Annotated in this window: 16 protein-coding genes; 5 read left to right on the forward strand and 11 right to left on the reverse strand. The window is 72.1% G+C overall.

Translation table 11 applies throughout. The annotated features are described in order from the left end of the window. Window positions 1-30 precede the first annotated feature (30 nt). Complete coding sequence (locus tag NCI01_RS07965) at window positions 31-207, forward strand: hypothetical protein (RefSeq protein WP_254180944.1); 177 nt, start codon at window positions 31-33, stop codon at window positions 205-207. Here NCI01_RS07965 and ccsB read toward each other — a convergent pair. The 6 genes from ccsB to hemL are packed head-to-tail and all read right to left on the reverse strand — an operon-like array spanning window position 124 to window position 6,155. Next, entirely contained in the window at window positions 124-1,185 is a 1,062-nt protein-coding gene (gene ccsB / locus NCI01_RS07970; protein WP_254180945.1) for a c-type cytochrome biogenesis protein CcsB, read from the reverse strand. The two genes, NCI01_RS07965 and ccsB, sit on opposite strands and share 84 nt — an antisense overlap. After that, entirely contained in the window at window positions 1,182-2,840 is a 1,659-nt protein-coding gene (resB, locus tag NCI01_RS07975) for a cytochrome c biogenesis protein ResB (RefSeq protein ID WP_254180946.1), read from the reverse strand. Before resB ends, ccsB begins: the two co-directional genes overlap by 4 nt. Beyond that, the gene (locus NCI01_RS07980; protein WP_254180947.1) at window positions 2,837-3,586 is read right to left on the reverse strand and encodes a cytochrome c biogenesis CcdA family protein; all 750 of its coding nucleotides are present in this window, start codon (window positions 3,584-3,586) and stop codon (window positions 2,837-2,839) included. Before NCI01_RS07980 ends, resB begins: the two co-directional genes overlap by 4 nt. Continuing rightward, window positions 3,579-4,097: a TlpA family protein disulfide reductase gene (locus tag NCI01_RS07985; RefSeq protein WP_254180948.1), complete on the reverse strand. Its 519-nt coding sequence runs from the start codon at window positions 4,095-4,097 to the stop codon at window positions 3,579-3,581. Before NCI01_RS07985 ends, NCI01_RS07980 begins: the two co-directional genes overlap by 8 nt. A gap of 50 nt (window positions 4,098-4,147) precedes the next feature. Further along, window positions 4,148-4,825: a histidine phosphatase family protein gene (locus tag NCI01_RS07990; RefSeq protein WP_254180949.1), complete on the reverse strand. Its 678-nt coding sequence runs from the start codon at window positions 4,823-4,825 to the stop codon at window positions 4,148-4,150. A gap of 1 nt (window position 4,826) precedes the next feature. After that, window positions 4,827-6,155 (reverse strand): glutamate-1-semialdehyde 2,1-aminomutase, encoded by a 1,329-nt coding sequence (hemL, locus tag NCI01_RS07995; protein WP_254180950.1) that lies wholly within the window; start codon window positions 6,153-6,155, stop codon window positions 4,827-4,829. 181 nt (window positions 6,156-6,336) lie between these two features. Here hemL and NCI01_RS22135 point away from each other — a divergent pair, with 181 nt between their 5' ends. After that, a complete protein-coding gene (locus NCI01_RS22135) occupies window positions 6,337-7,575 on the forward strand; it encodes a lytic transglycosylase domain-containing protein (RefSeq protein WP_302181759.1) in 1,239 nt (412 codons plus the stop codon). Window positions 7,576-7,596: 21 nt separating this feature from the next. Here the strand turns inward: NCI01_RS22135 and hemB are convergent, their stop codons facing one another. From hemB to NCI01_RS08025, 5 genes are all read right to left on the reverse strand, one after another. Further along, the gene (gene hemB, locus NCI01_RS08005) at window positions 7,597-8,592 is read right to left on the reverse strand and encodes a porphobilinogen synthase (RefSeq protein ID WP_308213201.1); all 996 of its coding nucleotides are present in this window, start codon (window positions 8,590-8,592) and stop codon (window positions 7,597-7,599) included. Window positions 8,593-8,774: 182 nt separating this feature from the next. Beyond that, window positions 8,775-10,427: a bifunctional uroporphyrinogen-III C-methyltransferase/uroporphyrinogen-III synthase gene (locus NCI01_RS08010; RefSeq protein ID WP_254180951.1), complete on the reverse strand. Its 1,653-nt coding sequence runs from the start codon at window positions 10,425-10,427 to the stop codon at window positions 8,775-8,777. Beyond that, window positions 10,424-11,383, reverse strand: a complete 960-nt coding sequence (gene hemC, locus NCI01_RS08015) for a hydroxymethylbilane synthase (protein ID WP_254180952.1) — start codon at window positions 11,381-11,383, stop codon at window positions 10,424-10,426. The genes NCI01_RS08010 and hemC overlap by 4 nt, the downstream gene beginning before the upstream one ends. Further along, window positions 11,380-12,666, reverse strand: a complete 1,287-nt coding sequence (locus tag NCI01_RS08020; protein WP_254180953.1) for a glutamyl-tRNA reductase — start codon at window positions 12,664-12,666, stop codon at window positions 11,380-11,382. The genes hemC and NCI01_RS08020 overlap by 4 nt, the downstream gene beginning before the upstream one ends. Further along, window positions 12,663-13,337: a redox-sensing transcriptional repressor Rex gene (locus NCI01_RS08025; RefSeq protein WP_254180954.1), complete on the reverse strand. Its 675-nt coding sequence runs from the start codon at window positions 13,335-13,337 to the stop codon at window positions 12,663-12,665. The genes NCI01_RS08020 and NCI01_RS08025 overlap by 4 nt, the downstream gene beginning before the upstream one ends. 673 nt (window positions 13,338-14,010) lie before the next feature. Here NCI01_RS08025 and NCI01_RS08030 point away from each other — a divergent pair. The 3 genes from NCI01_RS08030 (at window position 14,011) to NCI01_RS08040 (ending at window position 17,693) form a co-directional block, all read left to right on the forward strand. Then, window positions 14,011-15,294: an integrase core domain-containing protein gene (locus NCI01_RS08030; RefSeq protein ID WP_443689963.1), complete on the forward strand. Its 1,284-nt coding sequence runs from the start codon at window positions 14,011-14,013 to the stop codon at window positions 15,292-15,294. A gap of 47 nt (window positions 15,295-15,341) precedes the next feature. Then, window positions 15,342-16,892, forward strand: a complete 1,551-nt coding sequence (locus tag NCI01_RS08035) for an HNH endonuclease signature motif containing protein (RefSeq protein WP_254180955.1) — start codon at window positions 15,342-15,344, stop codon at window positions 16,890-16,892. Between the two features lie 111 nt (window positions 16,893-17,003). Beyond that, complete coding sequence (locus tag NCI01_RS08040) at window positions 17,004-17,693, forward strand: hypothetical protein (RefSeq protein WP_254180956.1); 690 nt, start codon at window positions 17,004-17,006, stop codon at window positions 17,691-17,693. The last annotated feature ends 15 nt before the right edge of the window (window positions 17,694-17,708 follow it).

The raw sequence follows: 17,708 nt of genomic DNA on the forward strand, positions 1-17,708 counted from the left end.
AGACTAGGCGGCCCCCACTACATTGGAGGAATGCTGAAGGTCCTGCTCGTCGTCGCCGTCATCGCGGTCGTCGTGTGGTTCCTCGTCAGGCTGACGCTGCGCCGCCTCGACGGCGGCGGTCCGTCACGCCCGCGGGTGATCGGACCCGACGACGACCCCGACTTCCTGCGTGGCCTCGACGGGCCCCGCAAGCCGGAGGACGACTGACCTCTCCGGCCGCGCTCCCTCGGCGTAGGAGTGCTGGCTGGAGGAGCTGAAGAAGTTGATGCCGATGAAGTTGAACCACAGCGTCGCGACACCGACCAGCGCCAGCACCGCGGCGTTGCGGCCGCGCCACCCTGCAGTCGCGCGGGCGTGCAGGTAGGCGGCGTAGACCACCCACGTGATGAAGGCCCACACCTCCTTGGGGTCCCAGTTCCAGTAGGCCCCCCACGCCTGGTGCGCCCAGATCGGGCCGGTGATGAGGACGGCGAAGGTCCACACCGGGAAGCCGAAGGCGTGCATCCGGTAGGACAGCCGGTCGAGCACCTTGGGCTCGGGCACCCGGGCGAGGTAGCCGGTGGTCGCCGTCGAGCGCTCCTTGACGAGGTAGAGCCCCGAGAGCAGGGCCCCGATGGTGAAGGCGCCGGTGGAGATCACGGCCGACACGACGTGGATCACCAGCCAGGGCGAGTTCAGCGCGTCGGGCAGCGGCAGCACCGCGTCGTCGAGGCCGAGGAACGCCGCCATCAGCGCGGCCACGACGAACGTCGAGACCAGCGGGCCGAGCCACTCGACGTCGAGGCGCACCGCGGTGAGCACGAAGATCAGGGCCACCACGAAGGTGCCGGAGATCGTGAACTCGTACATGTTGCCCCACGGCACCCGGTTGGGGTCGGCGGCGAGGCCGCGCGCCACCAGGGCGACGAGGTGGACGACCACGGCGAAGACGGTCAGCACCAGGCCGAGGCGACCCGCCACCTGCGTACGACGGCTGGGCTCGGCTGGATCGTCACCCGGGTGCGCGGCGCCGGCGGCGCTGCTCGCGCCCGCGGGACGGTCGGCGACGGTGGCGAGCTCCGCCTCCTTGGTCGCCGTCCGCAGGCTCGCCAGCTCGACGAAGTAGGCCAGCATCGCGAGGAAGTAGAGCACCGCGGCGGCGATCACGCCCTGGTAGCTGAACACCTCCCACTGTGCGTCGGTCACGACTGCTCCTCCTTGTTGCTGCTCGTCGTCGCAGGGCCCGTCGGGTCCTGGAGTGCTGCCACGACCTCGGCCAGCTCGGCCGCCCCGTCCTCCGGGTCGCCCCCCGAGGACCGGTCGAGCCGTCCGAGCTCGACCAGGGTGGTGCCGTCGTCCTGGCGCCGCGCGCGGACCCAGAGGCGCCGGGGTCGCACGAAGAGCGAGCCCAGCAGGCCCAGCAACGCCAGCACGACACCGGCCAGGGCGACCAGCTTGCCCGGGGTGCGGCTGATCTGGATCTTGTTCCAGCGCTGGACGCCCTCGAAGGTCACCGTGCCCAGGTCGTCGGGCAGGGTGACGCTCTCACCGGGGCGCAGGTCCATCCGGAACGGCTGGCCGTTGGCCTTCGTCACCTGGGTCGCGCCGGCCTTGTCGAGCACGTAGACCGACGAGGCCGAGCCGTCCTGGAGGCCGAGGTCGCCGGTCCACAGGCTCATCGAGATGAGCGGGTCGCCCAGCGCGCCGAAGATCGACGACGGCATGGTGAGGTCGCCGTTGGCGTCGCGACCCATCGAGAAGGTCGGGTAGAACGCACCCTCGAGGCCGATCTGCCCGGGGCGGGCGAAGGGCGCCTTGACCACGCCGAAGGACTCGAAGGTCTGCGCGTTGGTCGGCAGGAAGACGACCGGGCCGCTCTTGGCCACCTCGCCCTCGCCGTCGCGGATCGTGATGACCGGTGCGTAGCCGTGCCCGATGAGGAAGACGTCGGTGCCGCCGATGGTCAGCGGGTGGTTGACCTTGAGGTCGTAGGACTTCGTCTCGCCGCCGGGCTCGGTCTCGTAGTCGAGCGAGGCGACGAACTCGCGGGCCATGCCGGCCCGGCTGCCCTCGGTGAGCCAGTCGACGTCGAAGTCGGTGATGCTGAAGGAGAACGGCTCCATCACGTCGGGGTCGAAGAGCGCGCCCGGCGCGAAGTCGTCGTACTGGGTCAGGTTGTTGGAGAAGCCGTAGTCGTCGCCGTTGAGCAGGATGACGCCGCCCTTGTAGCCGAACAGGCTGCCGGCGGCGACCCCCACCAGCACGACGATGACGGCGAGGTGGAAGAGCAGGTTGCCGGCCTCGCGCAGGTGGCCGCGCTCGGCGGCGACCGCGTCCTCCCCCTCGACGTGATGGACGCGGAAGCGGCGCGCCCTCACGACGCGCGCCGCGCGGGCCAGCACGACGTCGGGTGCCTCGTCGGTCGTGTAGGACGTGCTCTCAGGCAGGCGCGAGAGGTGGCGGGGCGCCCTCGGGGGCTTGGCGCGCAGGGCGCGCGCGTAGACGAACAGGCGCGGGATGATGCAGCCGACCAGCGAGATCATCAGCAGGATGTAGATCGCGGAGAACCACACCGAGCCGTAGACGTCGAACAGGTCGAGCCGGTCCCAGATCGGGGCGAGCCGCGGGTGGTTGTCGCGCCACTGCGACACCGCGAGGGAGTCGATGTTGTCCTGCGGGATGACCGAGCCCGGGATCGCCGCGAGCGCGAGGAGCAGGAGCAGCACCAGCGCCGTACGCATCGACGTCACCTGGCGCCACGCCCACCGCCCCAGCTCGCGGGCCGTCAGGTCGGCGGGCAGGGCGGTCGCCTGGCGGTCGTCGGACGGCCGCTGGCGGAGGTCGGGCTTGAGGTCGGTCACACCGGCACCGTGAATCCCTGGACGACCTGCAGCTGGAGCCACTGCACGATGCGGTCCCACCAGCCCGTGACGAGCAGGACGCCGACGAGGATCATCATCACGCCGCCGAGCCGTACGACGAGCAGCTGGTGCCGGCGGATGACCGCGAAGGCGCCGAGCATCCGCCGGTAGGCGAACGCGGCGGCGATGAAGGGCAGGCCGAGGCCGAGGGCGAAGACCGCCGACAGCAGCGCCCCGCGGCCGGCGGTGGCCTCGTTGACCGACAGCACGTTGATCGCCGCGAGCGTGGGGCCGACGCACGGCGTCCAGCCGACGCCGAACAGGAACCCCAGCAGTGGCGCCGCGGCGAGGCCGACGGCCGGCACCTTGTGGATGCGCCAGTCGCGCTGGAGGAAGCCGAAGGCGCCGAGGAACGCGACGCCGAGCAGGATCGTGATGACGCCGAGGACGACGTTGAGCTGGCGGGTGTGGGTGAACAGCCACGCCCCGGCCGCGCCGGTGAGGCTGCCGAGCAGCACGAAGACCACCGAGAACCCGAGCACGAACAGGGTCGCGCCGAGCACCATCCGGCTGCGGCGCGCCTGGTCGAGGTCGCCGCCGGAGATGCCGGTGGCGTAGGACAGGTAGCCGGGCAGGAGCGGGATGACGCAGGGGCTGAAGAACGAGATCAGTCCGGCGGCGAGGGCGACCGGCAGGGCCAACACCATCGAGCCGGACAGAGCCGTCGCCTGGAACCAGTCACTCATCGAGCACCGCCTCGACGAGCGAGACCAGTGTCTGCGTGGTCGGGATCCGGCCGTTGACGGACGCGGCGACCCGGCCCTCGGCGTCGAGGACGACGGTGCTCGGGATCGACCGGGGCGTCAGCGTGCCGGCGAACGGGAGCAGCGCCGAGCCGTCGGCGGAGTAGATCGAGGAGTAGGGGACGTCGAGGTCGCGGACGTAGGCCGCCGCGTCGGCCTGCGAGGCGTCGCGGATGTTGAGCCCGAGGAACTGCACGTCGTCGCCCAGCAGGGCGGCCGCCTCGTTGAGGTCGGGCTGCTCCTTGATGCACGGCGGGCACCAGGACGCCCACACGTTGACGACGACCGGCCCGCCGCGGAGGTCGGCGAGGTCCACGTCGCCGCCCTCGAGGTCGGTGCCGGTGAGGTCGACGGGCTCGCCGCGGTCGGCCGGCGCCACCTCGGTCGGCACGCCGGTGCCGGAGATGTAGCCCTTGTCGCCGGTGCCGGACAGGCTCGAGCAGCCCACCAGCACGAGCAGGCAGGCGAGACCCAGGACCGGGCCGCGGAGCAGGCGGGCGAGCGTCAGGGCCGGTCCTCCCGCGGTGCACCGCCGGCGGAGAACGGGGCGGAGCGGTCGGCCACCGGGATCAGGTCGCCGGCCGGCTCGGAGTAGCGGACCTGCACCACGCGGTCGTCGTCGAAGACGATGCTGGTCAGCGAGCACAGGGTGCACTGGCGGGTCTTGGGGTGGTGGAGATAGCTGCGCCCCTCCAGGAAGAGCCGCGTCGTCCAGATCGGCAGCTGGTGCGACACCACGACGGCCTCGTGGCCGACCGCGGCGTCACGCGCGTCGTGCACCGCCGCCACCATCCGGCCGGCGATCTCGTCGTAGGGCTCTCCCCACGACGGGCGGAACGGGTTGTACATGTGGCGCAGCAGGTCGGGACGCTTGAGGAACGTCCTCGCGCCGGCGCCGAAGTTGACGCCCTGGAACTTGTTGCCCGACTCGATCACCCGCGGGTCGACCTGCGGCGTCATCGCCAGCCGCGCCGCCAGCGGGGCGAGCGTCTCCTGCGCGCGCTCCAGCGGCGACGTACGGAGGTGGGCGATGTCGCGGTCGCCGATCGTGTCGGCGATCCGCTGGGCCATCTGCTGGCCGAGGTCGGACAGGTGGAAGCCGTCCATCCGCCCGTAGAGCACGCCGTCCGGGTTGTGCACCTCGCCGTGCCGCAGCAGGTGGACGATGGTCTGGACACCCATGTCAGTGACCTCCTGCCGTGGCGGCCGCGACCGAGGCGGCCGGCAGGGCGTCGATGATGGCGGAGACGGCCCGGTCGTCGTGCGCCGCGGAGACGAACCACGCCTCGTAGGCCGACGGGGGCAGGTAGACACCCTGGTCGAGCATCGAGTGGAAGAACGCGGCGTAGGCGCCGGTGTCCTGCTGGCTCGCCTCGGCGAAGTCGCGGACCGCGCCGTCGCGGAAGAACACCGAGAACATGGTGCCGGCGGTCTGCACGACGTGCGGGACGCCGGCCGCCCGGAGGTGCTCGGACACTGCCTCGCGGATGGTGCGGGCGGTCGCGTCGAGCTGTGCGTAGACCGCGGGCGTCGCGAGCCTCAGGGTGGTGAGGCCGGCGGTCGTGGCCACCGGGTTCCCCGAGAGCGTGCCGGCCTGGTAGACCGGGCCCTCGGGCGCGAGGTGGGCCATCAGGTCGGCGCGGCCGCCGAACGCCGCGGCCGGGAAGCCGCCGCCCATCACCTTGCCGAAGGTCATCAGGTCGGGCGTCCAGCCCTCGACGGCACCGTCGAGGCCCCAGCCGCCCTGCTCGGTGGCCCGGAAGCCGGTCATCACCTCGTCGCTGATGAAGAGGGCGCCGTGGGTGCGGCAGGTCTCGGCGAGGAAGGCGTTGAAGCCCGGCGCCGGGGGCACGACCCCCATGTTGCCCGGGGTGGCCTCGGTGATGAGGCACGCGATGCGCGACCCGTGGGCCTCGAAGGCCGCCTGGACGGCGGCCCGGTCGTTGTAGGGCAGGACGAGCGTCTCGGCGGCCGACGTCGCGGGCACGCCGCTGGTGCCGGGCACCGCCAGCGTCGCGATCCCGGAGCCGGCCTCGGCCAGCAGCGGGTCGACGTGGCCGTGGTAGCAGCCGGCGAACTTCACGACGAGGTCGCGGCCGGTCGCGCCGCGCGCGAGGCGGATCGCCGACATGGTCGCCTCGGTGCCCGAGGAGACGAAGCGGACCCGCTCGACCGGCGTGCGGGCGACGATCTCCTCGGCGAGCTCGACCTCGGGCTCGGTCGGGGTGCCGTACGACGTACCGCGGGCCACGGCGCCGGCGACGGCCGCCTGCACGTCGGGGTGCGCGTGCCCGAGCAGCATCGGCCCCCACGAGCAGATCAGGTCGACGTAGTCGTTGCCGTCGACGTCGGTGAGCCAGGCGCCTGAGGCCGAGGCGATGAAGCGCGGCGTGCCGCCGACCGCGGTGAACGCGCGGACGGGCGAGTTCACGCCGCCGGGCGTCACGGCCCGGGCGCGCTCGAACCAGGCCTCGCTGGCCGCGGTCGTCGTGGGGATGGTCGCGGAGGTCACCGGGTCATTGTCACGCAGGAGTGCAAAGAGTCCCCAGTCGGTGCGCGCGCAGCTCCCCCCGTTGTGGGTTGGCGCACAGGCGACTCGCGCGTAACTTGGGGTGACGAATCGTCGTTGACGAGGTGTGGACGTGCCCCGAGGGGGTACGAGGACCCCACGCCGACCAAGGGGAGAGCACGACATGTCGAGTTCCGCGCGACTGCACCGAGCGATCGCCATCATCCCGCTGGCGGTCCTCTCCGCGGCGTGGACGGCCAACCTCGCAGGCGTGGGCGTCGACCCGGCGAGCGCCGACCCCGACGGCTCGCAGACCCTCCCCGACGGCACCGTCCTGCCGGCCGCGGCGATCGAGGCACCGGCCACCGTGGGCGACCCGGTCACCCGTGCCGCCGCGCTCACCCCGGGCTCCGCCAGCGACATCCCCCAGGCCGCGCTGTCGGCCTACCAGCGCGCCGAGGCCGTCATCAACGAGGCCGACAAGGGCTGCAACCTGCCGTGGGAGCTCATCGCCGCCATCGGTCGCGTCGAGTCCGACCACGGCCGCTTCGGCGGCAACGCCCTCGACGAGCGCGGCGTCGCCCGCCCGGGCATCTTCGGCATCGCGCTCGACGGCAAGAACGACACCCAGCGCATCCTCGACACCGACGCCGGCCAGTACGACGACGACACCCGCTTCGACCGGGCCGTCGGACCGATGCAGTTCATCCCCTCGACGTGGTCGGTCGTGGGCGTCGACGGCGACAGCGACGGCACCCGCGACCCGCAGGACATCGACGACGCGGCCCTCGCGACCGCCGTCTACCTGTGCTCCGGCGACGACGACCTGTCCTCGGAACAGGGCCAACGGGCGTCGGTCTACCGCTACAACCACTCCAACGCCTACGTCGACCTGGTGCTGGAGATCATGCAGGCCTACCTGGACGGCGACTTCAGCGCCGTGCCCACCTCGACCCTCACCTCGGGCGTGATCTCCCCCGCACCCACCGGCTCGTCCGGCACCGGCGGCGGGAAGGGCGCAGGCGCCGGCGTGAAGAGCGACGACGGGGGCAAGGGCGGCGGCAAGGACGACGGCGGCGGCGGCAAGGACGGCGACTCCTCGCCGACCAAGGACCCGACGCCCACCCAGGCCCCGACCCCCACGCCGACCCAGACGCAGACGCCCAGCCCCACCCAGGAACCGTCGCCGTCGCCGACCAAGGACCCCACGAAGGACCCGACCAAGGACCCGACGGTCGTGCCCACGATCGACCCGACCACTCCGTCGCAGACGCTCACCACGACGCTGCCGCCGCTGCCGACCAACACCATCACCGCGACGCTGACCTTCGCCGAGGCCCAGGCCCAGTGCCTGGCCAGCGGGATCTCCGCGCTCGACGTGCCGGCCCTCAACGCCTGCATCGCCGACCTGATGAACCCCTGACCGGGCGGCGGCCGGGCGCACTCAGCGGCGCAGCAGGCGGGCGGCCTCGGAGGCCCAGTAGGTGAGGATGACGTCGGCGCCGGCGCGGCGGATCGAGGTCAGGGTCTCCATGATGGCGGCCTCGCGGTCGATCCAGCCGTTGGCGGCCGCGGCCTCGAGCATGGCGTACTCGCCGGAGACGTTGTAGGCGGCGACCGGCACGTCGACGGCGTCACGCACGCGGCGTACGACGTCGAGGTAGGGCAGGGCCGGCTTCACCATGACGATGTCGGCACCCTCGGCCACGTCGAGCAGCACCTCACGGACGCCCTCGAGCGCGTTGGCGGGGTCCTGCTGGTAGGTGCGGCGGTCGCCGACGAGCGAGGAGTCGACCGCCTCGCGGAAGGGGCCGAAGAAGGCGGAGGCGTACTTCGCGGAGTAGGCGAGCACCGACACGTGGCTGTGCCCGGCGGCGTCGAGCGCCGAGCGCACGACGGCGACCTGGCCGTCCATCATGCCGCTGGGGCCGACCATGTCGACACCGGCGGCGGCCTGCGCGAGCGCCATCTCGGCGTAGGCCGCCAGGGTTCGGTCGTTGTCGACCTCGCCGTCGGGGGTGAGCAGGCCGCAGTGGCCGTGGTCGGTGAACTCGTCGAGGCACAGGTCGGACATGACCGTGAGCTGGTCGCCCACCTCGGCGACGACGTCGGTGATGGCGAGGTTGAGCACGCCGGCCGGGTCGATGGCGCCGGAGCCGGTGGCGTCCTTGTGCTCGGGGATGCCGAAGAGCATCACCCCGCCGAGGCCGAGCTCGGCGGCCTCGGTGACGGCCCGCCTCAGGGAGTCGCGGGAGTGCTGGACCACACCGGGCATCGAGGAGACGGGGTGCGGCTCGGCGAGGCCCTCACGGATGAAGACCGGCAGGACCAGCGAGCTGGGCACCACGTGGGTCTCGGCGACCATGCGGCGCAGCGCTGGGGTGCGCCGCAGCCGCCGGGGTCGGATGGTCGGGCCCTGGACGTGCGTCTCCTCGGTCACGGCATCCATCCTCCCCCAGCGGTGCGTGAGGGGGATTCCCGGTCCCGGAAGTCCCCCTGTCACACCGCTCGTCGGGTGACATCGGCGCGTCGCGTACCCCGGAGGTGAGTGAGGGGGATCCCGGGCGTCCGGAATCCCCCTCACTCACCGCTCGGGGGCGGCTACGCGGCGCGCGCGGGCTGCTACTTGGCGCGGGCCTTGCGGCGACCCGAGGCGGTGCGCTCGCTCGGGCGCGTCACCGGCTCGCCGGCCTCGATCATGGCGAGGCGTCGCGACGCACCGAAGTCGGCGAGCGCGTCGACGAGGACCTCCACGTCGGGCGTGGGGGCCAGCACGTCGACCCGCAGGCCGTGCTCCTCGGCGGTCTTGGCCGTCTGCGGCCCGATGACGGCGATGATCGTCGACGGGTGCGGCTTGCCGGCGATGCCGACGAGGTTGCGGACCGTCGAGGACGAGGTGAAGACGACCGCGTCGAACTTGCCGGTCTTGATGGCGTCACGCACCGGCGCCGGCGGCGGGGTGGCCCGCACCGTGCGGTAGGCGGTGACGTCGTCGCACTCCCAGCCGAGGTCGACCAGGCCGGCGACGAGGTTCTCGGTCGCGATGTCGGCGCGGGGCAGGAAGACCCGGTTGATCGGGTCGAGCACCTCGTCGTAGGGCGGCCAGTCCTCGAGCAGGCCGGCGGCGGACTGCTCGCCGGACGGGACGAGGTCGGCGCGCAGGCCCCAGTCGGCGATCGCCTGGGCGGTCTTGTCACCCACCGCCGCGATCTTCAGGCCGGAGAACGCGCGGGCGTCGAGGCCGTACTCCTCGAACTTCTCCCGCACGGCCTTGACCGCGTTGACCGAGGTGAAGGCGATCCACTCGTAGCGGCCCTCGACGAGGCCGCGGACGGCCTTGTCCATCTGGAGCGGGTTGCGCGGCGGCTCGACCGAGATGGTCGGCACCTCCTCGGGCACGGCGCCGTACTCGCGCAGCCGGCGCGACAGCGACCCGGCCTGCTCCTTGGTGCGGGGCACCAGCGCGCGCCAGCCGAAGAGCGGCTTGGTCTCGAACCACGACAGCGTCTGGCGCAGGTCGACCACGTCACCGATGACGATGATCGCCGGCGGTGCGATGCGCGCCGCGCGGGCGTCGGCCGCCACGTCGGCGAGGGTGGAGATGAGGGTCTGCTGCTCGGTCGTGGTGCCGACGCGGGTCATCGCGACCGGCGTCTCGGGCGAGCGGCCGGCCTCGACCAGCGCGGCGGCGGTCTCGCCGATGCTGCCGACGCCGGAGAGCAGCACGAGGGTGCGGTCGTCGGCGTAGGCGCTCCAGTCGACCTTGTCCCCGCAGGTGACGACGGCCATCTCCTTGTGGCGCTTGGTGGTCAGCGGGATGCCGGCGTAGGCCGGGACCGCGCTCACCGAGGAGACACCGGGGACGACCTCGAAGCCGACGCCCGCCTTGACGCAGGCCTGCGCCTCCTCGGGGCCGGAGGCGTAGAGGAACGGGTCGCCGGTCATCAGGCGGACGACACGCTGCTTCTTGCCGTGGCGTACGACGACCTTGGCGCGGGCCGCGTGGGTCAGGGGCTGGCCGTCCTCGCCGAAGCCGCCGTCGACGATCTCCGGACCGCCGACGAGGCCGTCGGGGCCCTCGACGAGGCCGAGGACCTGGCGGACCAGGGCGACGTGCTCGGGGGCCTCGGTCACGATCACCTCGGCACCTTGGAGGAGCTCCACGGCTCGCACCGTCAGCAGTCCCGGGTCACCGGGTCCGCTGCCGACGAACGACACCCAGCCCTGGGCCGGGGTGGGCGCGGTGCTGGCCTGGGGGGTCTGTACTCGCGTCATGCGTGCTGATTCCTCACTGGTGGTGCTTCCATCAGGTCTGCTGCTCCCTCGGCGAGCATGTCGCTCGCGAGGCGTGTTCCGATCTGTGCGGCCTCGGCGACGGGGCCGGTGGTGCTCATCCGCACCGAGAGGCCGCCGTCCTCCGACAGGGCCACGGCGCGCAGCCACAGCTCCTCACCGTCCTCGCCCTCGACGACGTCGGCGAGGGCACCCAGCGGGGCCGAGCAGCCGGCCTCGAGGGTGGACAGCACCGCGCGCTCGGCCGTGACGGCGGCGCGCGTGGCGGGGTCGTCCAGCCGCGCCAGCGCCGCGACGAGCTCGGTGTCGCCGGAGCGGCACTCGACGGCGAGCGCACCCTGGCCGGGCGCGGGCAGCATCTGGAGGGGGTCGAGGACCTCGGTGACCTCGTCGAGGCGGCCCAGGCGCGCCAGGCCGGCGCGGGCCAGGACGACCGCGTCGACCTCGCCGCTGCGGACCTTGCGGATCCGGGTGTCGACGTTGCCGCGGATGCCGTGCAGCTCCAGGCCGAGGCCGAGGGCGGCGAGCTGGCTGACGCGGCGCGGCGACCCGGTGCCGAGGCGGCTGCCCACGGGCAGCTCGCCGAGCGTCAGGCCGTCGCGGGCGACGACGACGTCGCGCGGGTCCTCCCGAGGCGGGATCGCGGCCAGCGCGATGCCGTCGGCGGGGGTGGTCGGCAGGTCCTTCAGCGAGTGCACCGCGAAGTCGACCGTGCCGTCGAGGAGCGCGTCGCGCAGGGCGCTGACGAAGACGCCGGTGCCGCCCAGCTGGGCGAGCGGGGCGGCGCTGCGGTCGCCCTCGGTCGAGACCTCGACCAGCTCGACCTCGCGACCGAGGCGCTCGCGGACGAGGTCGGCGACCATGGCGGACTGGGTCGTGGCCAGAGCGGAGGCGCGGGTGCCGAGGCGTAGGGGACGGGTGGTCGCGGGGGTGCTCATGGCTGGCCCTCCGCCCGTGAGATGGCGTCGACCGCGTCGGGGTCGAGGCGGAAGAGCTCGGCCAGGGCAGCGGTGTAGGACACGGCGGGCTCGGCGTCGGCCAGCTCCTTGACCCGGACGGTCGGCTCGTGGAGCAGCTTGTCGGCCACCCGACGGACGGTCTGGAGCACCTCCGCGCGCATGGCGTCGTCGAGACCCGGCAGACGCGCGGACAGCCGCTCCATCTCGGCGTCGACCACCGCGGTGGCCATCGAGCGCAGGGCGACCACGGTGGGCGTCACGCTCGCCTGGCGTCGTACGGCCAGGAACGCGCTGATCTCCTGCCCGACGATGGTGCGTACGTCGTCGACGCCCGCGGTGGCCTCGAGGCCGCGCAGCTCGTCGGCGAGGCCGGCGAGGTTGATCAGCTCGACGCCCGGCAGGTCGGCCAGCGACGGGTCGACGTCGTGCGGCAGGGCCAGGTCGATGACGGTCAGCGGCCGGTCGCTGCTCCCCCGCGCCGTGACCACGTCCCCGAGGCGCACGAGCGGCTCCGGGGCACCGGTGCACGAGATCACGATGTCGGCGGTGGCGAGCTCGTCGACCAGCCGGTCGAGCGGCACCGACGTGGCGGCGTACTCGTCGGCCAGCCGGTCGGCACGGGCGGCGGTCCGGTTGAGCACGGAGATGCTGGCGGCGCCGCTGCGCGACAGGTGGGCCACCGCGAGGGAGGCCATCGCGCCGGCGCCGATCACGAGCGCCTTCGCGCCGTCGACCGGCACGGTGCTGCGCTCGAGGGCGGCGGTGACCAGCGACGGGGCCGCACGGTCGATGTCGGTCTCGGCGTGCGCCCGCTTGCCGACGCGCAGCGCCTGCTGGAAGAGGGTGTTGAGCGCCGGGCCGACGGTGCCGTGCTCCTGGCCGACGCGCAGCGCCTCGCGGGTCTGGCCGAGGATCTGGCCCTCGCCGACGACCATCGAGTCGAGGCCGGCGGCGACCTGGAAGAGGTGGGAGACCGCGCCCTCGTCGTAGTGGACGTAGAGGTGCGGCAGCAGGGCCTCGGTGCTCTGCTGGGCGCGCGCCACGAGGAGGCCGGAGAGGTCCTCGACGCTGCCGTGGAAGCGGTCGACCTCGGCGTAGACCTCGAGGCGGTTGCAGGTCACGATCGCCGTCGCCTCGGACACGTGGTCCCCGCCCATCACGTCGGCGATCAGCTTGGTGGTGCCCTCACCGTCGAGCGCGAGCTTCTCGAGCAGCTCGACGGGCGCGGACTTGTGGGAGATGCCCACGACCAGGACGCTCACGACACGACCTCCGATCCGGGAGCGATCGACTTGCGCTGCTCGTGGTAGGCGAGGATCTGCAGCTCGATGGAGAGGTCCACCTTCCGTACGTCGACACCGTCCGGCACGGTCAGGACGGTCGGGGCGAAGTTGAGGATGCTGGTGATGCCGGCGGCGACCATCCGGTCGGCGACGGACTGGGCGGCGACGGCGGGCGTCGCGATCACACCGATGGACACGGCGTCCTCCTTCACGATCGCCTCGAGGTCCTCGAAGGAGCGCACGTCGAGACCCGCCACCACCTCGTCGTGGCGGTCGGGGTCGGCGTCGAGGAGCGCGACCACCCGGAAGCCGCGGCTGCGGAAGCCGGAGTAGTTGGCGAGCGCGTGACCGAGATTTCCGATGCCGACGATGACGACCGGCCAGTCCTGCGTCACGCCGATCTCGCGGGCGATCTGGTAGCGGAGGTACTCCACGTCGTAGCCGACGCCGCGCGTGCCGTAGCTGCCGAGGTAGGACAGGTCCTTGCGCAGCTTGGCGCTGTTGACGCCCGCGGTCGCGGCGAGCTCCTCGCTCGAGCAGGTGGTCGTGCCGCCCTCGGCCAGGCCGGTCAGGGCACGCAGGTACACGGGAAGCCGAGCGACAGTCGCCTCGGGAATGTCCCGGGCAGAGTCGGGGGTCCGTGCGGTCACAGCTGCTTCTTTCCAGTCCCGCGAACCTCGCGTGACTTCGCCACTGTAGGAGTTTGTGAACGGGAGAACAAAACGGCAGGAGCGGCGGCTAGCACATGTGAGAAGACCCACCCGAAGCGGGGGTCCCTCGACTTGCGCGAACGGTCCCGGAGGGCGTACTGGCGCCTTGGTCGAGCAGCCCGCGAGCCTCCTTGGTCGAGCAGTCCGTTCACCTCGCTGGTCGAGCAGCCCGCGAGGAACGAGCGGGCGTATCGAGACCCGCCAACCCCGCCGGTCGAGCAGCCGCCCTCGCTGGTCGAGTAGCCCGTGAGGAACGAGCGGGCGTATCGAGACCCCGGCCCCCTCTGGTTCCCCGTTGGTCGAGTAGCCCGCGAGGAACGAGCGGGCGTATCGAGACCCCGGCCCCCTCTGGTTCCCCGTTGGTCGAGTAGCCCGCGAGGAACGAGCGGGCGTATCGAGACCCAGCACCCGCCACCCTCGCTGGTTGAGAGGGACGAAGTCCTGGCACCAAACCAGTGCGAAACACCGGCGAGCACTCGTCCACAGCCCTGCCCGCCATCGGGGGTCGTTGTCGGCTGTCATGTCTCAGGACATCGGTGACGAATCTGTATCAGGACATCGGTGACACTTCGGATGGTGTTGGTGGTGACACTTCTGCCCTGAGTCTGCGTCGGTGGCAGCGAATGAACCCCTCGATCCCCGTGTCCGTCTGGCGATCTCGCAGTGGCCTGATGATGCGCCGCGCGGTGCGGTGTCGACCTTTTGTGCCGAGCACGGCATCTCCCGCAAGACGTTCTACGAGCTACGCAGGCGCGCTCGTGAGGATGGGCCGGCGGCGGTGCTCGAGCCTCGGACCCGACGGCCGAGGACCAGTCCGTCGAGGCTGATTGAGGGGGTCAAGGCGCAAGCCCTCGACGTGCGAGCCGCGTTGGAGTCCTCTGGGTTGGACCATGGCCCGATCAGCGTGCACGACAAGATGCAGACGATGGGCCTGACCCCGGTGCCCTCGATTGCGTCGTTGGCCCGAATCTTCCGCGAGTCCGGCGTGGCTCGATTCGAGCCGCGCAAGAAGCCCCGCTCGGCATGGCGTCGGTTCGTCTACCCGGCACCGAACGCGTGCTGGCAGCTCGATGCCACCGAGTACGTCCTGACCGGCGGGCGGAGCTGGGTGATCTTCCAGCTCGTCGATGACCACTCCCGCTATGCGGTGGCCTCACACGTCGCGCGGAGCGAGAACGCGGCGGACGCGATCGTCGTGTTCGATAAGGCCGTGGCTGCCCACGGTGTGCCACAGCGGCTGCTGTCCGACAACGGGGCGGCGCTCAATCCCTCACGTCGCGGTCACCTGGGCCAGCTCGTGGAGCACGTCTCCTCGCTGGGTGTCGAGGCGCTCACCGGCAAGCCTTACAAGCCGACCACCCAAGGCAAGAACGAACGCTTCCACCAGACCCTGTTCCGCTACCTCGACAAGCAGCCGCTGGCCAGCACGCTGGCCGAACTGCAGGCACAGGTCGACGCGTTCGACCTCATCTACAACACCCAGCGTCCTCATCAGGGGCTGCCGGGTCGGGTCACCCCGCACACTGCATGGCAGGCCACCGCGAAGGCCGATCCACCACGCCCCAAGCCCGACCGGCCACGTCGCGAGCCACCGGTGAGCGACGCGTTCCGACGGCCCCGGGTGCAACAACCCCCGAATCTACCCGCCGACACCGTGCTGAAGAGGCTCAGCACCGCGGGCACCTTCAGGCTGGACTCCGTCACCTACCTCATCGGCGGCCGCTACGGACTCGCCCACGTCTTGGTCGTCATGGACGGCAACGACCTCACCATCACCGATCTGGACGGCGAGATCCTCATCGAGCACACCCGTCCAGCACCAGGAGTGACCTACGTCGGCAACGGCAGACCTCCGGGCATGCCCCCCAAACCCCCGGAAGTGTCACCGATGTCCTGAGACATCACAGGGGGTCGTTGTCGGTGGTCGAGCGTAGGGTCGAACACATGATCGAAGTGCTGGCAGGGCCCGGAGCAGGTGAGGTCGAGGACCTCACCGCCCGTGACCTGCTCGCGCTCGCCCGCGACCGCAAGGCGACCGAGGACCGGGCTGCGGCCGACCTTCTCACGATCGCTGCGCAGTGGGCGGACCTGCACCCGCCGGAGTCGATCCACGAAGCGGCCGTGTTCTCTCTCCCTGCTGGCGGTCGTGAGCATGAGGAGCCCATCGCGGGTGAGGGGTGCCCGCTGGTGGCGGAGTTCTGCGTCGCCGAGCTCGGCAGCGTCCTCGGGATCTCGACGACGGCGGCGAAGAAGCTCATCGGCCACGCCCTCGAGCTGCGGCACCGCCTGCCCCGCCTGTGGGCGCAGGTGCACGCCGGCCGGGTGCCGGCGTGGCGGGCCCGGCTGGTCGCGGAGACCACCATCCACTCCTCCCCGTCGTTGACCCGTGAGGCTGCGGCGTTCGTCGACGCGCAGGTCGCCGTCGTGGCCGGGAAGGTCGGCCCCGCCCAGCTCGACCGGCTCGTCGCCGAAGCCATCAAGCGCTACGACCTCGCCGCCCCCGACCCGACGAAGGATCCGGAGGACGGCTGGCTCTACGTCGACCCCCGCCACGCCAGCATCGACACCCAGGACGTGCACTACGCCGGCACGATGCGGATGGAGGCCGAGCTCGGCATCGCCGACGCCCTCGACGTCGACCGCGCCCTCGTCCACGGTGCGGCCACGTTGAAGGCACTGGGCTCCACGGAGTCGCTGAACGTCCGACGCGCGAAGGCTCTCGGGGACCTGGCCCGCACCCAGACCGCCCTCGACCTCCACACCCGAGGCACCGGCACCGCAGCCCAGACCACCGGCACCAGCACGGACCCCGACAGCAGCACGGACACCGACAGCGACAGCGCCACGGGCGCCGTCCCCGACGGGCTGCCGGCCGCGCGGGAAGTCGTGCTGCACGCCCACTTCGACGCCACCCTCGACGGTCTGTCGACGGTGTTCGGGCCCACCGGCCGGCTCGAGGAAGGCCAGCGGCTGGTGCTGCTCGACCAGATCAAGTCGTGGTGCGCCGACACCCGCACCAGGGTCACCATCAAGCCCGTCATCGACCTCAACGCCGACCTGGCGACCGAGGCCTACAAGGTGCCCGACAGGCTGCGCGAGCAGGTGATTCTCCGAGACCGCACCTGCGTCTTCCCCTGGTGCACGCGCCCGGCGCGGCGAGCCGACATCGACCACGTCATCCCGCACGACCCCGACGCCGCCGCAGAAGGACGCGAACAGCCCGGACCCACCGCCACGTGGAACCTGGCCTGCCTGTGCCGGTTCCACCACCGGTTGAAGACGCACTCGGCCTGGCGCTACGAGATGGTCGCGCCCGGCACCTTCGAGTGGACCAGCCCGCACGGGCACCGGTACCGCCGCGACCACACCGGCACCGAACGCATCGAGCCGGAACGGGATCTCGTGACGGGCGCCACTACGCTTTCCCCGACCAGCGCGCTCGACCCAGCCGCAGCGCTGGATCCGCCCGGCATCCCACGCCCCCGCCGACGATGACCCCGCCCCGCACCCCGCCACCCACCAGGTAGCGGGGCCACCGGCATGCCCTGACCCCACCGAAACCGGAAGGGCCCCGAGGCACGACCCGCCACTCCGTACGCTCGGGTCGTGCCCGAGCTGCTCGTCACCGCCGTGGCGCTCGGGGTCGCCGGGATCGATCCTGCCGGCCTGCTGCTGGCGCTGGGTGCCCTCGCCGCAGGTGGTCGCGAGCGGACGGTGCTGATCTTCACGGCCATCGTCGTCGCTGGCACCGCGCTCCTCGGCACGGCCCTCTCGCTGACTCTCGGTCAGCGGCTGCAGGACTTCGACTGGGCCTCTGCGCTGCCGCCCGACTGGCTGGGGGCGACGATCGAGGCCCTGCTCGCCGTCGCGCTCCTCGGCTGGGCAGCGTTGCGGATCCGTCGGCCTGAGGTCCGGCCGCCGCGGCCAGCGAAGAAGGGCCGGACAGGTACGGCGTTGCTGGGAGGCGGCGTCCTGTTCGCGCTCTCGGCCCCGCTCGACCCCACGTTCGTCGGCCTGGTCGTCATCGCCGGGCGCGGGGAGCCGGTTCCCGCCGTCGTCGCGGCGCACGCGACGTGGATCGTCGTGAGCCAGCTGCCGCTCGTCGCGCTGGCCGTCGCCATCACCCTGCGGAGGCACGACCGCGCAGTGACGTGGCTGCGCGACCTCATGCCCCGGGCCCGCCCCTTCCTGGCGCACCTGGGCACCGCCGCACTCGCGGTCGCCGGAGCGGTCATGGCACTGGACGCCGCCTGGTGGATCGTGACGGGGTCGTTCCTGCTTCCCGACCCCACCTGACCCCCCGCGACGTCG

Source organism: Nocardioides pinisoli, from assembly GCF_024199985.1.
Taxonomy (GTDB): domain Bacteria; phylum Actinomycetota; class Actinomycetes; order Propionibacteriales; family Nocardioidaceae; genus Nocardioides; species Nocardioides pinisoli.